10 protein-coding genes and 1 tRNA gene are annotated in these 13,761 nt (G+C 58.9%); 6 read left to right on the top strand and 5 right to left on the bottom strand.

All coding sequences use genetic code 11. The annotated features are described in order from the left end of the window. Nucleotides 1-885 precede the first annotated feature (885 nt). Complete coding sequence (locus CXU21_RS10015; RefSeq protein ID WP_102725936.1) at nt 886-2,409, bottom strand: pyruvate carboxylase subunit B; 1,524 nt, start codon at nt 2,407-2,409, stop codon at nt 886-888. A 106-nt stretch (nt 2,410-2,515) separates the two neighbouring features. After that, nucleotides 2,516-4,066, bottom strand: coding sequence for a cardiolipin synthase (gene cls / locus CXU21_RS10010; RefSeq protein WP_102715740.1), 1,551 nt, complete (start codon nt 4,064-4,066; stop codon nt 2,516-2,518). A gap of 48 nt (nt 4,067-4,114) precedes the next feature. Here cls and CXU21_RS10005 point away from each other — a divergent pair, with 48 nt between their 5' ends. Then, the gene (locus CXU21_RS10005) at nt 4,115-4,930 is read left to right on the top strand and encodes a thymidylate synthase (protein WP_102725935.1); all 816 of its coding nucleotides are present in this window, start codon (nt 4,115-4,117) and stop codon (nt 4,928-4,930) included. Nucleotides 4,931-4,951: 21 nt separating this feature from the next. Continuing rightward, complete coding sequence (locus CXU21_RS10000; RefSeq protein WP_102715744.1) at nt 4,952-5,422, top strand: dihydrofolate reductase; 471 nt, start codon at nt 4,952-4,954, stop codon at nt 5,420-5,422. Between the two features lie 107 nt (nt 5,423-5,529). On the opposite strand, the gene CXU21_RS09995 is transcribed toward CXU21_RS10000, so the two are convergent. Genes CXU21_RS09995 through CXU21_RS09985 form a run of 3 tightly spaced genes read right to left on the bottom strand, consistent with a single transcriptional unit; the run spans nt 5,530 to nt 10,255 of the window. Next, entirely contained in the window at nt 5,530-8,637 is a 3,108-nt protein-coding gene (locus CXU21_RS09995) for an efflux RND transporter permease subunit (protein ID WP_102725934.1), read from the bottom strand. 7 nt (nt 8,638-8,644) lie between these two features. Then, the gene (locus CXU21_RS09990) at nt 8,645-9,778 is read right to left on the bottom strand and encodes an efflux RND transporter periplasmic adaptor subunit (RefSeq protein ID WP_102715748.1); all 1,134 of its coding nucleotides are present in this window, start codon (nt 9,776-9,778) and stop codon (nt 8,645-8,647) included. Between the two features lie 6 nt (nt 9,779-9,784). Then, a complete protein-coding gene (locus tag CXU21_RS09985; RefSeq protein ID WP_102715750.1) occupies nt 9,785-10,255 on the bottom strand; it encodes a MarR family winged helix-turn-helix transcriptional regulator in 471 nt (156 codons plus the stop codon). A 232-nt stretch (nt 10,256-10,487) separates the two neighbouring features. Here CXU21_RS09985 and CXU21_RS09980 point away from each other — a divergent pair. The 4 genes from CXU21_RS09980 to CXU21_RS09965 all read left to right on the top strand — a co-directional run bounded on the left by CXU21_RS09980 (nt 10,488) and on the right by CXU21_RS09965 (nt 13,758). Next, a tRNA-Asp gene (locus tag CXU21_RS09980) sits at nt 10,488-10,565 on the top strand. 204 nt (nt 10,566-10,769) lie between these two features. Beyond that, nucleotides 10,770-11,771: a dihydroorotase gene (gene pyrC, locus CXU21_RS09975; RefSeq protein ID WP_102726178.1), complete on the top strand. Its 1,002-nt coding sequence runs from the start codon at nt 10,770-10,772 to the stop codon at nt 11,769-11,771. 91 nt (nt 11,772-11,862) lie between these two features. After that, a complete protein-coding gene (locus tag CXU21_RS09970; protein ID WP_180972535.1) occupies nt 11,863-12,492 on the top strand; it encodes an MBL fold metallo-hydrolase in 630 nt (209 codons plus the stop codon). A 63-nt stretch (nt 12,493-12,555) separates the two neighbouring features. Then, complete coding sequence (locus tag CXU21_RS09965; protein ID WP_102725933.1) at nt 12,556-13,758, top strand: DEAD/DEAH box helicase; 1,203 nt, start codon at nt 12,556-12,558, stop codon at nt 13,756-13,758. Nucleotides 13,759-13,761: the final 3 nt, after the last annotated feature.

The raw sequence follows: 13,761 nt of genomic DNA, 5'->3' as shown, positions 1-13,761 counted from the left end.
TCTTTTTGCACGGATAGGCTATCCGCATCAAGCATAAAACGGTCGGAGCAATAAAAAACGATAAGGAAACAAGGGCATAATGGCAATATTCATTCATTGATCAAGCACGCAAATATTTGTCCCGTTACTCTTTCCCTGAAGAAAATCAACCCACACGAATCTTGCGGATAGCCTATCCGGTTGCCTATCTTCGCTTCATGACTAAACAAGAATTAACGGCAGAAGAAGCCTTGCTCATTTGCTGGATGCGTAAAGGACGAGTACAAGCGACGGCTGATGAAGGCCGCATGTGAGGTGTGCGACGGTGAGTGTCTGCCGTCAGCTACGCTGATGTTGTATGCCGAGGTAGGGCCCCAAGAGGCTAGAAGGCTGCAATTCCAGCACATCCGGCTGGAAGAAAAAGCTCTGTTGATACCAGCGCAGCATTCCAAGATGGGCGGAGCGCGACGGGTGACTCTTCGGCCTGCGGCGTTGCGGTATTTGCGCGCTTTCCGAACCCGTCCCGGGGAACAACCGTTGTGCCCGGCAGGGTGGGAACGCAAGTGGCGGCTGGTGCGTGCCCGTGCGGGTTGGAATAAATGCCGACCATGGGTACAGGACGTGTTAAGGCACACCTTTGCCAGTTACCACGCGCTGGAATTCCGGGAATATGGACCCTGCAATGGGAGATGGGGTACCAAAGCGACAATCTATTAAAAACCAGATATCTGAATATGGATGAAATTGGACAACAAGATGCCCATGCCTTCTGGTTGGCGGCGTGATTCCCTCCAAGAGAGAGCAGAATGGGTAAATAAGGAGCAGGGGGGTGTAAACGCAAAGCGGGCTGTCCCTTCCATGGATGGGACAGCCCGCAAGTAATTTTATCCGGTATGCCGGAGATTTTTAGCCGATGCGTTCCACCTTCACGGAGTGGGACTGGCCGTTGATGACGATGGTCAGGTCACGGGAACTGGAGGGACCGCTCACCTGGGCGGTGATGCCGTTGTCGATGACGGTCATGGACGGCGCAGCGGCTGCGGGAGCTGCGGCAGGAGCGGTGTTCACCTGCACGGGGGCTTCTTCCTTCGGTTCCGGCTTCTTGTAGAAGTCTTCCACCTGCTGCGGGAACATGGCGTAAATGACGCAGTGTTCGTCGTCCGTAGGCAGTCCCTTTTCCGCGAGCTTCTTGCGTAGGTCTTCCATGCCGGGCTTGATCAGGTCCGCCGGACGGCAGGTGATCGGTTCCTTGCCCATCTTTTCCGCGCAGAGCTTCTGCACTTCCGGGTCCACTGGGGCCGGGGTGCGGCCGTAGTAGCCCAGGGCAATGTCCGCCGCCTGGGGAGTGATGTTCTTCCAGCGGCCGAACTTTACGTTCAGCATGGACTGCACGCCCACAATCTGGGAGGTAGGGGTGACCAGAGGAATCCAGCCCAGGGCCTTGCGGACCACGGGGATTTCCGCGAACACTTCTTCAAACTTGTCTTCCATGCCCTGTTCCTTGAGCTGGGTGCGGAAGTTGGAGAGCATGCCGCCGGGCACCTGGTAGCGGAGCGTGTCGGAGTCCACCACTTCGTTGCGGTGGGAGGTGAACTTGCCCAGGCTGTCGTAAACGGGCTTGAGCATTTCGGACACCTCAATGAGCTTGTCCGTGTCGTAATCCGGCTTGCGGGGATTGCCGTTCAGCAGGGCGAGCATGCGCAGGCAGTCCGGCTGGCCCGTGCCGTTGGCGAAGGGGGAGATGGAGACGTCGCACGCGTCCACCCCGGCGTCAATGGCGCTGAGGTAGGTGGAGGCGCCGAGGCCCGCGGTGTCATGCGTGTGGATCCAGACGGGGATGTTCAGGTCCTTCTTCAGGGCGGTGACCAGTTCATTGGTCACGTAGGGGGGGATGAGGCCGGCCATGTCCTTGATGACGATGGCGTCCGCGCCCATGTCCGCCAGTTCCCGGCCCATGTCCACGAAGCTCTGCGTGGTGTGCACGGGGGAGGTGGTGTAACAGATGGTGCCGTGGGCCTGGGCTCCGGCCTTCTTGGCGGCGCGGATGGAGGTTTCCATGTTGCGCGGATCGTTCACGCAGTCGAAAATGCGGAAGATGTTCATGCCGTGCTTGGCGCTCATGGCCACGAAGGCTTCCACCACGTCGTCCGCGTAGTTGGTGTAGCCCACGATGTTCTGGCCGCGCAGGAGCATCATGTGCGGCGTCTTGGGGGCGGCCTTCTTCAGGGCGTCCAGGCGGTCAAAGGGCCACTCCTTCAAAAAGCGCAGTCCGGCGTCGATGGTGGCGCCGCCCCAGGTTTCCAGGGCGCTGAAGCCCATGGAGTCCAGAATGGGGGCGATGGGCAGCATGTCTTCCGTCTTCATGCGGGTAGCTGCCAGGGACTGGTGCCCGTCGCGCAGAACGGTACAATTGAATGTAACAGGATTCATTATTTAGTTAACTATTGTTAAAAATTGAAGAGGTGGCTTCTTGAGGATGATTTTCTCACAGCCTCCCTTTCAGGTCAAGCGTACAACAGCGGATTCACCGTAAGAACTACTGCACGGGAGCCATCAGCCGGGCCAGGTTGCAGAGCATCTTGAACCCCAGGGATTTGTTGTTGTAATCCTCCAGGGATTCCTTTTTGGAGGAGGCAAAATCCTTCTCCAGCATCTCCTTCACCTCCGCGCAGACGGCGGGGGAGTGGATGACGGCGGTGATTTCAAAGTTCAGCGCCAGGGAGCGGTTGTCCAGGTTGGCGGTGCCCACGGTGGCGATGTCGTCATCCATCAGGATCACCTTCTGGTGCAGGAACCCTTTCTGATAGGCCCAGACCTGGATGCCGTACGTATCCAGGTCCCGCAGGAAGGTGAAGGAGGAGAGCTTTACCAGAATATGGTCCGCCCGTTCCGGGCGCAGGATGCGCACGTCCACATTACGCAGGGCAGCGGCCTGGAGGGCGGCCATGACCCCTTCGTCCGGGACGAAGTAGGGGGTGGCTATCCAGAGCCTTTCCCGTGCTCTGTTCGCCAGGGCGATGATCGCGGTTTTCCAGGCGGGGATGACGTCCGCCGGGCCGGAAGGAAGCATCAGCACGGTCTCATCCTCCCGCTGGGGCGTAATTTCCCAGCACAGGCAGGGCAGGGAGGAGGGGCCGGATTTCAGCATGGCCCAGTTCCAGTCTTCCAGGAAGCTGATCTGCGTCTGCTGGACGGAGGGGCCTTCCAGCTGCACAAACGTGTCCCGCCAGTAGCCCAGGGATCCCTTGCCCAGGTACTCCCGCCCGATGTTCATGCCGCCGATGAAGGCGGTGGCCCCGTCCACCACCACCAGTTTCCGGTGGTTGCGGAAGTTCAGCCGCAGGATGTTGCTCAGGAAGTGGCGTTTTCCGTTGAAAGGCTCAATGTTCACGCCCTCCTTCCTCAGGGCGGAAATGTAGCCGGGAGGGAGCTTGTGGGAGCCGATTTCATCATAAAGCATGTAGATGCGGATGCCGGCCCTGGCCCGTTCAATCAGCAGGTCTTTCAGGTTCTGGCCCACGGAATCGTTCTTGATAATGAAGAACTCAATCAGGATGTAATGCTCCGCGTTCATGATGGCGTCGTAAATGCGCGGGAAGGCGTGGTCCGCGTCAATGAGCAGGCGGCAGGAATTGCCGCGGCATACGGGCAGCCGCACGATGTCGGAAAGGGTGTGCATGATTTTTCCGGGCGCATCGGCGGCCTGGACGGCATACGGGGTCATGCAGTTCGTGATTTTATCCGTCAGTTCCCCCCAGGAGGATTCGGGGTCCGTCTGCTTCCGCCGCGTTTCCACATACCCGCTGAACCTGCGCCGCCCCAGAATCAGGTAAAAGGGAACCGCTATATATGGAAAGGCCAGCAGGGAAATCAGCCACGCGATGGTTCCCTGCGGCGTACGCGTGTGGAGCAGGGCCGGAATGAGGCAGAAGGCGCCTGCAATGTGGCAGAGGGCGGCAAATCCCAAGTATGGCTCTTCAGGGATGATCATGGAACGGAAACCGGAAAAGATGCGGAGGGGGGAAAACGGCGGGAAGCGGTGAAAAGGCTGGCTTTTGAGGCTGGAGATGGTACTAAAGTGGCGCATGCTCGTATTATCACGGGTCCAGGGATTAGAAAAGCGTAAATTAAGGGAATGAAACAGTATTTGGCACTTTTGGAGGATGTCCTGACCAACGGGGTGGGGAGGGAAGACCGTACCGGAACGGGCACCATCGGCGTGTTCGGGCGGCAGAGCAGGTATGACCTGCGCGACGGTTTTCCGTGCCTGACCACCAAGAAGCTCCATCTGCGCTCCATCATTTACGAACTGCTCTGGTTCCTGAAAGGGGAGACCAACATCAAGTTCCTGAAAGACAACGGCGTTACCATCTGGGATGAATGGGCTGACGGGAACGGGGAACTGGGCCCCGTATACGGCGCGCAATGGCGCTGCTGGCCGGGGAACGACGGCAAGCCCATTGACCAGATTGCCAGACTGATTGACGGCCTTAAAAACAATCCATGGTCCCGGCGCCACATCGTCAGCGCGTGGAACGTGGCCCTGGTGGATGACATGGCGCTTCCTCCGTGTCATTCCCTGTTCCAGTTCTGCGTGATTCCGGCCCAGCCGGGGGAAGGGAAGCACGGGCTTTCCCTCCAGCTTTACCAGCGCAGCGCGGACCTGTTCCTGGGAGTTCCCTTCAATATAGCCTCCTACGCTTTGCTTTTGCTCATGGTGGCGCAGGTATGCGGGTATGAGGCGCGGGAATTCATCCATACCTTCGGGGACCTGCACCTGTACCGGAACCATCTGGACCAGGCGCGGGAACAGCTCTCCCGCACGCCCCGCCCTCTGCCGGTCATGAAGCTCAACCCGGAGGTGAAAACCATTGACGGGTTCCGGTATGAAGACTTTGAACTCGTGGGGTATGATCCCCTGCCGCACATCAAGGCGCCCATTTCCGTCTAGAATTCCACCCCTTGATCCATCATGTCACAGCCCGTTACTTACACAGGAGTAGTCGCCATGGCCCCCGGCCGCGGCATTGGCTACCGGGGAGCGTTGCCCTGGCGACTGCCGGACGACCTCAAGATCTTCAAGCGCATCACGACGGGACATCCCGTGCTGATGGGCCGCAAGACTTATGAGAGCATCGGGAAGCCGCTCCCCGACAGGCAGAACATTGTGCTCACCCGTGACCCCGCCTGGACGGCGCAAGGGGTGCAGGTGATCCATTCCGTGGAGGAACTGGAACAGTTGGAACTGATGGACCCGGAGGTCATGGTCATCGGCGGGGCGGAAATCTTTTCCCTCATGATGCCGTTCATGTCCCGCATGTGGGTCTCCAAAGTGAAGGATGAATACCCGGCGGATACGTTCCTCCCGCCGTTTGAGGACAAGCTGGAGCATGCCTCCCTGAAGGAACGGTTTGAAGGCTTTGACCTGTATTTGTACGAATAGGGGAAGGGACGTCTTCTTTTCCGCATTCTCCGCGGATATGGGATGAAGCGCAAAAAAGACGGAGCGGCAGAGCCGCCCCGTCTTCCAAATAGGGATTTTTTCTCCCGTTATTGCGCCTTTCCGGTAAACAGGGCCTTCACCCATTCACGGTAGCGCTGGAACATGGCGTACAGCGCCGGAATGAACAGGATTCCCACCAGCGTGGCAAGAATCATGCCGTAGAAGGTGGAGATGCCGATGGCCTTGCGGCTTGCCGCGCCCGCGCCGGAGGCGATGACCATGGGGAACACACCGATGATGAAGGAAATGGCCGTCATCATCACGGCGCGGAACCGCTGCCGGGCCCCTTCCAGGGCCGCCTCCTGGATAGGCACGCCGCGCTCCCGCTCCATCTTGGAGAACTCCACCATCAGGATGGCGTTCTTCCCGGCCAGGCCCACCAGCATCACCAGCCCGAGCTGGGCGTAAATGCTCAGGGGCGTGTTGCAGATGATCAGGCCCAGCAGGGCGCCCAGCAGGGCCACGGAGACGGAGACGATGACGGAGATGGGCACCGTCCAGCTCTCATACTGCGCCACCAGGAACAGGTAGCCGAAGAGCAGGGCCATGCCCATCAGCAGGACGATCTTGCCGTCATTCTGCCGTTCCTGGTAGCTCATGTCCGTCCAGGTGATGGAATAATTTTCCGGCAGCGGAAGGGCCTCAATCTGGTTCATCAGCTCGCCGCTGCTGACGCCTGGCCTGGCCTGGGCGGTCACTTCCGCGGACATGAGCTGGTTGAAGCGGGATATCTGCCGCGGCCCGACCATGTAGGACAGGGTGGCTACGGAGCTGAGCGGCACCATCTGGCCCTGGTCATTCTGGATGTAGGTGTTCATGATGTCGTTGATGCTGGTGCGGTCTTCCGCCGCGGACTGCATCTTCACCTTGAACGTGTAGCCGATCAGGTTGAAATCATTGATGTACATGGAGGCCAGCTTGCTCTGGAGCGTCGTGAAAATGCGGTTCACGGGCACGTGCATGCTCTGCGCCTTTTCACGGTCGATGTTCAGGAAAAGCTGGGGCGTGTTCGCTTCATACGCGCTGCGGGCGTACATGGCCCCCGGCAGCTTGTTGATCTTGTCCAGCAGTTCGTTCGTCACGCGTTCCAGGTCCTTGGGAGTTTCTTCCCCGCTGGCCTGGAGCATGAAGGAGACGCCGCCCGTCAGGCCCAGGCCCATGATGGCGGGTGGGCTGAACACGGTGGCCTTGGCCGCCGGAATCTCGTCGCACAGGATGGAAGCCTTCTGCATGATGGAATCCAGGGAAAGCTCCGGAGTCTTGCGCTTGTCCCAGGGGTCAAGCTGGGCGATGCACATGCCCAGGTTTTCCCCGTTGCCGCCCATGAAGCTGAACCCGGAGGTGGAGGAAACCTGGCGCACGCCGGGAATGCTCATGAGCTTCTGCTCCGCGCTGCGCATGGCCTGTTCCGTACGGCCCAGCGTGGCGCCCGGCGCCAGCTGGATGTCACAGAAGACGGTGCCCTTGTCTTCCGGGGGGAGGAAGGACTTGGGAACGGTTTCAAACAGCTTCCAGTTGCCGACCAGCACGGCGGCCAGCAGAATCAGCGTGAGCCAGGCGCGGCGCACCATGATGCCGGCGCATTTGATATAGCTCTTGCGCGCCCATTCCAGCGTGGCATTGAAGGGGCGGAAGGGGCTGAACCTGCTCTGCTTCTTTTTCTTCTTCTTCAGCAGCAGCACGCACAGGGCAGGGCTGAGCGTCAGGGAATTGATGGCGGAAAGGCAGAGGGCCACGCACATGGTCACGGAGAACTGCATGTAAATGTTCCCCACCATGCCGCCGAAAAAGGCGATGGGCACGTAAATGGCCACCGTCACCAGCGTGGTGGCGATGATGGCCCCCGTAATCTGGTGCATGCTCTTCTTGGTGGCTTCTTCCGGGGTCAGGTCCTCCGTTTCCAGAATGCGCATGGTATTCTCCACCACGATGATGCCGTCGTCCACCAGGGAGCCGATCACCAGAATCAGGCCGAACATGGTCAGCACGTTGATGGAAAAGCCCAGCGGCAGCAGGATGGCGAAGGTGCCGATCAGGGAAACGGGAATGGCCAGCGCCGGAATGAGGGTGGCGCGCCAGTCCTGGAGGAACACGTACGTGATGCCCACCACCAGGATCAGGGCGATGATCAGCGTTTCCACGATTTCCGCCATGGTGGCGGAAATATACTGCGTGGGGTCGTAGCTGACGACGTAGCTCACGCCGTCCGGGAAGCGGTCCTTCAAATTCACCAGCGTATCCTTCACGCCGTTCATGGCTTCCAGGGCATTGGCGTCGTCCAGGCGGTACACGGCCATGTTCACGGAATCCTCCCCGTTGTTGCGGCTGCTGCCTGTGTAGGTTTCCGCGCCCAGCTCAATGCGGGCGATGTCGTCCAGACGGGTGACATGGCCGTCCTGTCCGGTGCGGACGATAATCTTGCTGAACTCCTCCACGGTTTGAAGCCGCCCGGTGACGTTCACCTTGTACTGGATGAAATTGTTTTCCCCTTCCGAACCGATGGACCCGGCGGCGGCCTGCACGTTCTGCGCCTTAATGGCGTTGGAGACGTCATCCGGAGTGATGTTCAGGGCGGACATGCGCAGGGCGTCCAGCCAGATGCGCATGCTGTAATTCTTTTCCGGCATCAGGTTGACGGCGGAGATGCCCGGCACGCGGGCGATCTCATCCTTCACCCTGGACTTGACGAAGTTGTTCAGCTCCAGGGAGCTCATGCTGGTGGACCGGAAGGCGAAGAACCCCAGGATGTCCGAGGAGCGCTTACGTATCTTGATGCCCTGGTCCGTCACCTCCTTGGGCAGTTTGTATTCCACCCGCTTCAAGGCATTCTGGACGTTCACCATGTTGATGTCCGAATCCGTGCCGCTCTTGAACGTCAGGGAAAGGGAATAACCGCCGGTGTTGTCAGACTTGGAGGAGAAATAAAGCAGGTTTTCCAGACCGTTGAGTTCCTCCTCAATGGGGGAGGCCAGCGTCTCCATCACCACCTGGGCGCTCGCCCCCGTGTAGGTGGCCTGCACGTTGATGCTGGTGGGGGCGATTTCCGGATACTCCGCAATGGGCAGCTGGTTCAGGCAGATGCCGCCCGCCAATACCATCAGGATGGCGATGACGATGGCGAATTTGGGGCGTTTGATAAACAGGTCCGCAATCATGGGATGATCAGTTTTGAGCGGAATACACCGGATTCACCTTGGCGCCGGGACGCACCTTGTGCATGCCGTCAATGATGATGACTTCCCCTTCCTTCACGCCGGAGCTGAAGCACTGTTCATTATTGACCGTATTGCCCAGCGTGACGTCGCGGCGCTCCACCACGCCCTGGTCGTTCACTATATAAACATAGCTCTTGTAGGCATCGTGCATCACGGAGGAAATATTGGCCGCCGGGAAGCGGTCCACGTTCTTCTTGGAAAGATTCACCGTGACCACGCCGCCGGGCGTCAGCACGTCTTCCGGATTGGGAAACCTGGCCCAGACGTTCAGGGTGTCCGTGGTCGGCTGGACAGTATTGTCCGTCATGAAAATTTTACCCGGCTGGTCGTACGCCTTGCCGTTGGCGAGGTTGACGGACACGAGGGCCTCCTTCTTCATCTTCTCCTGGGTGCCGAACAGGGAAAGGAAATCGCGTTCGCTGATGGGGAACTTCACGTACACCTCGTCAATGCCCGTGATGGTCACCAGGGAACCGGAGGTGGGCGTGATGTAATTGCCCGTGGAGAAAGTGACGCGGCCCGTGCGGCCCGTGATGGGAGCCGTGAGTTTGGTGTAATTGAGGTCGTCCTTCGCTACCGTGATGGCGGCGTCCGCGGACTGGATTTCCGCTTCCAGGGCGTGCATGGTGCTCTTGGCGTTTTCCACCGTATCCATGGAGACGGACTTGGAGGCCAGCAGCCTGTTGTAGCGTTCAAAGCTGTTCTTCGCGTAAAGCAGCTTGGCTTCCAGCTGAGCCTTCTTGGCTACCGCTTCCTCCACGGCCGCCTTGTAGCGCGTGTCCTCTATCTCGAAAAGGAGGTCTCCCTTCTTCACCACCTTTCCTTCCCGGAAGCGGGTGGCGACGATGTTGCCGGAAACGCGGGGCTGTACGGTCACCCGGTCAATGGACTCCACCTGGCCGATGTATTTCTTGTTCACCGCGCTGTCAATGGCGGTCGCTTTTTCAACAAGTACGGTGCTGGGCTTGGCGGCTTTTCCCGGAGCGCCCTGGGAATAACCCGGCGTCAGGAGAGAGAAAAGCAGGCCGGAGGCGGCCAGCAGGCGGAGGGGAACCTTCCGTTCGTGCGTATGTTTTTTCATATGGCGTTATTTATTGTAAACGTGGTTGTAAAGGGTGTTCACCGTGCGGCAGAAATTCTCCGTGTCCTCTTCCGGCAGGATGCTGAACAGGGACTCCAGCCGTTTTTTCATGCCGTTGTGGAGTTGGTGGAATTTGGATTCCCCTTCCTCGGAAAGGCGGATGCACAGGGAGCGCCTGTCCCGCGGATTCTCCTTGCGGTCAAACAGGCCTTTCTTCACCATGCCGTCCACCAGAAGGGAGGTGGAGGGCACGCTCATGCGGAGGTGGTGGGCCAGCGTTTTCAGGGGGATGCCTTCATGGCGGTCCGTCATCAGGCGGTTCAGGGCTGCCAGAGCTTCCATCTGGCGGACGGAAAGCCCCATGATCTTCTGGAAGTGATTCTGGTCCACTTCATTCAAATTATCTCTTTTAAACTGATAGAGAATGGTTTCAAATTTATGAACGGAAGTGGTGATATCCACGGCAGGTTGAAGCATGCGGCTGTTATGTCAAAACTTGTTAATTGTTGTCAAACTAAAACAAATAATGTTGAGGATTTGTTACTGTTTTTTAATAATCGGGAAAGTGAAAGCTCCTGTTCCATTACCATACAAACCGCCGGGGGGTGCGAAAGTTGCAAAAAAAGTCTTTTTCTCTTGTCACTGGGAGTAAAGGCATGTATAAGCATCCCCGTCCTCGCCATAAGGCATGGACGGCAACCAAGGTCAGGGAGCGGTAGCTCAGTTCGGTTAGAGCGCCAGCCTGTCACGCTGGAGGTCGCGGGTTCGAGCCCCGTCCGCTTCGCCACCTTGTTCAAGAGAATCGCCGCCTCCGGGCGGCTTTTTTTGTGCGCCGGGACTGTCCGGTTCTCCGGACCCCGTCCGTTTACTCCATTTCTCCAGGGCGTATTCCGGCAGGGGCGGAGGTTGTTATTCCTCCTGAAAATTACTCCTTCCCGCGGAGCAGGGGACCATGCTTGATTTCACACCCCCCTTCCTGCATGATGTCCGCATGATTTTGGAACTGCACTCCCCGCTGGACATGCACCTTCACCTGAGGGACGGCGATATGCTGAAACTGGTTGCCCCCCTGAGTTCCGCTTCCTTTGCCGGGGCGGTCATTATGCCCAACCTGGTGCCCCCCGTGGCGGATGCGGATGCGGTGCAGGCCTACCGCCGGCGTGTGCTGGACGCCTGCGAAGGAGACGTTTTCCACCCGTACATGACGGCCTTCTTCCGCTCCTACACGGAAAAGGAACTGGCCCGGCTCAGGGAACTGGTATTCGGCATCAAGCTGTACCCGGCGGGAGCCACCACCAACAGCGAAGGAGGCGTAAAAGCCATGAAAGACGCGGAAGCCACCATGTCCATCATGCAGGAAATGGGCATTCCGCTGCTGGTGCACGGTGAAAGCCACGGATTCGTGATGGACCGGGAAGCCGAATTCCTGGACGTTTACCGGGACCTGGCCACGCGCTTTCCCAGGCTGACCATCTGCATGGAGCACATCACCACCGCGTCCGCCGTGCATCTGCTGGATGAATTTGAAAACCTGACGGCCACGGTGACCCTCCAGCACCTGCTCATCACGCTGGACGATGTGGCCGGCGGCATGCTCCGGCCGCATCTCTTCTGCAAGCCCATCGCCAAAAGGCCGGAAGACCGGGAAGCCCTGCTGCAGGCGGCTCTTTCCGGGCACCCGCGCCTCATGTTCGGCAGTGATTCCGCCCCCCATCCCATCCATGCCAAGGAAGCGTGCGGCTGCGCCGCGGGCGTATTTACCGCCCCCATTGCCCTGCCGCAGCTGGCGGCCCTCTTTGAAAAGCACGGTGCCCTGGACAAGCTTCAGGGCTTCGTTTCAGGCCATGCCTGCGCCGCCTACGGACTGACGCCGCCTGCCAGAACAGTGCGCCTGCAGCGGAGGGAAATGCTGGTGCCGGACGCCTATGAAGGGCACGGCCAGAAAGTGGTGCCCATGGATGCCGGAGAAGTCATTCCCTGGAGCCTGATGTGACGGGCTCCTCCGGGGAAAGATGACAGAACGCATTTTCAGGAAACCGTCTTTATACTGGATATTCCGGACAATCCGGCTACAATCCCTGCTCATGGATCGGATTCGCGTTTATACGGGTGGAGTAGCTTCCTGTAATGGTTATCTCTTCAAGACGAAGGATAACACTTACGTGGCGGTGGACGCTCCGTCCGGCTTCGCGGACTGGATATACTCCAAGAAACCCGATATCATCATTACGGATCTGCTCATCACCCACCAGCACTTTGACCATGTGGAGGACGCCTGCCGCATGCGCCAGATCTTCGGCTGCCGCATTCATGCCGGCCAGCCTTACAGTGAAGACCTGACGCTGGAAAAAATGGCGCGGGACGCCTGGGGGCTCCCCCTCAACGTCCAGCCGTTTGTAGTGGATGAAGTGCTTACGCAGAACATTCACACGGCGGACTGGGGCGGCTTGCTATGGCATCTGCACCAGGTGCCGGGGCACTCTCCGGACAGCATCGTTTACGACCTCCCGGATGAAGGAATCATGTTCGCGGGGGACGTCATCTTTGCCGGTTCCATCGGGCGTACGGACCTTCCGGGCGGAAACCTGCGGCTGCTGAAGCAGGGCATTGAAACGAAAGTGCTCAACCAGCCCGCCACCACCAGGATTTTCCCGGGGCACGGACCATACACCACCGTGAAGAATGAACTGCTGACCAATCCGTTCATCTCCTGACCACGGCTTCTGCGCCCGTCGCGCGGTGGTCGTGCTTTATTTTTTAGCAAGCATACAAGATCAATGTTATTTTCAGAATTAGGTTTATCGGAACCCGTCTTGAAGGCGGTGGAGAAATGCGGTTATGAACATCCCACCCCCATTCAGGAGCAGGCCATTCCCCTCATTCTGGAAGGCCGGGACCTCATTGGGGCCTCCCAGACGGGGACGGGAAAAACCGCCGCCTTTGCGCTCCCCCTGCTGACCAAGCTGAAGCCCATGGGGCAGCCCCAGATTCTGGTGCTGGAACCTACCCGCGAACTGGCGGACCAGGTGGCGGAAGCCTTTGCGGAATACGGTGAATTCACCGGGCTGAAAGTGGCCTTGCTGTATGGCGGCGTGGGTTACGGGAAGCAGACGGAAGACCTGAAAAACGGGGCGGACATCGTGGTGGCTACACCCGGACGCCTGGTGGACCACTTCTACCGCGGCACCATGCGCTTCGGAGAAGTCAAGGCCCTGGTGCTGGATGAAGTGGACCGCATGCTGGACATGGGCTTCCTCCCTATTGTCCGTAAAATCATCAACCTCTGCCCGTGGGAAGGCAGGCAGACCCTCTTCTTCTCCGCCACCATGCCTCCGGTCATCGCCGGATTTGCCAAATGGTGCCTCACGGACCCGGCTGAAGTGGCCATCGCACGCCGCGAAGTGGCCGCCACCATCAACCACGCCATCTATCCGGTGGCCCTGGACCAGCGGGACGAACTGCTGCTGGGCCTCCTCAAGGGAACGGACTTCCATTCCGTCATGATCTTCACCCGCACCCGCAAGGAAGCGGACTCCGTATGCGGCATGCTGAAAACCAACGGCTACCGCGGAGAAGTGGCTGTCATGCACTCCGACATTCCCCAGAAGGAACGCATGGAAGCCCTCAAAGGCTTCAAGGGCGGCAAATATGACATCCTGGTGGCTACGGACGTCGCGGCGCGCGGCATTGACATCAGCGGCGTGACCCACGTCATCAACTACCGCGTTCCGGAAAATGCGGAAGACTACGTGCACCGCATCGGCCGTACCGGCCGTGCCGAAGCTACGGGTGACGCCTTCACCATCATGACGGCGGATGAAGTGGACTTTGCCACGGCTGTGGAAAACTTCATCGGGAAACCCATTGAACGCAAAAAGCTGGACGGCTTTGACTACACGTACACCGCCCTGCTGGAAGACAAGCCCGTTAAATCCGTCCGCAAGTCCAAACCCGTCGGACCCAAGCGCCGCAGGCGCTAAAAG

This window comes from Akkermansia muciniphila (assembly GCF_002884975.1).
In the GTDB taxonomy this organism is placed as follows: domain Bacteria; phylum Verrucomicrobiota; class Verrucomicrobiia; order Verrucomicrobiales; family Akkermansiaceae; genus Akkermansia; species Akkermansia muciniphila_C.
This window is presented reverse-complemented; position numbering and strand designations above follow the sequence as displayed.

Bases quoted from the DNA above. Each gene is read 5' to 3' on its own strand.
- CXU21_RS09990 (WP_102715748.1), bottom strand. From the start codon at position 9,778: ATGAAAAAACATACGCACGAACGGAAGGTTCCCCTCCGCCTGCTGGCC.
- cls (WP_102715740.1), bottom strand. From the start codon at position 4,066: ATGCGCCACTTTAGTACCATCTCCAGCCTCAAAAGCCAGCCTTTTCAC.
- CXU21_RS10000 (WP_102715744.1), top strand. From the start codon at position 4,952: ATGTCACAGCCCGTTACTTACACAGGAGTAGTCGCCATGGCCCCCGGC.
- pyrC (WP_102726178.1), top strand. From the start codon at position 10,770: ATGATTTTGGAACTGCACTCCCCGCTGGACATGCACCTTCACCTGAGG.
- CXU21_RS09995 (WP_102725934.1), bottom strand. From the start codon at position 8,637: ATGATTGCGGACCTGTTTATCAAACGCCCCAAATTCGCCATCGTCATC.
- CXU21_RS10005 (WP_102725935.1), top strand. From the start codon at position 4,115: ATGAAACAGTATTTGGCACTTTTGGAGGATGTCCTGACCAACGGGGTG.
- CXU21_RS09970 (WP_180972535.1), top strand. From the start codon at position 11,863: ATGGATCGGATTCGCGTTTATACGGGTGGAGTAGCTTCCTGTAATGGT.
- CXU21_RS10015 (WP_102725936.1), bottom strand. From the start codon at position 2,409: ATGAATCCTGTTACATTCAATTGTACCGTTCTGCGCGACGGGCACCAG.
- CXU21_RS09985 (WP_102715750.1), bottom strand. From the start codon at position 10,255: ATGCTTCAACCTGCCGTGGATATCACCACTTCCGTTCATAAATTTGAA.
- CXU21_RS09965 (WP_102725933.1), top strand. From the start codon at position 12,556: ATGTTATTTTCAGAATTAGGTTTATCGGAACCCGTCTTGAAGGCGGTG.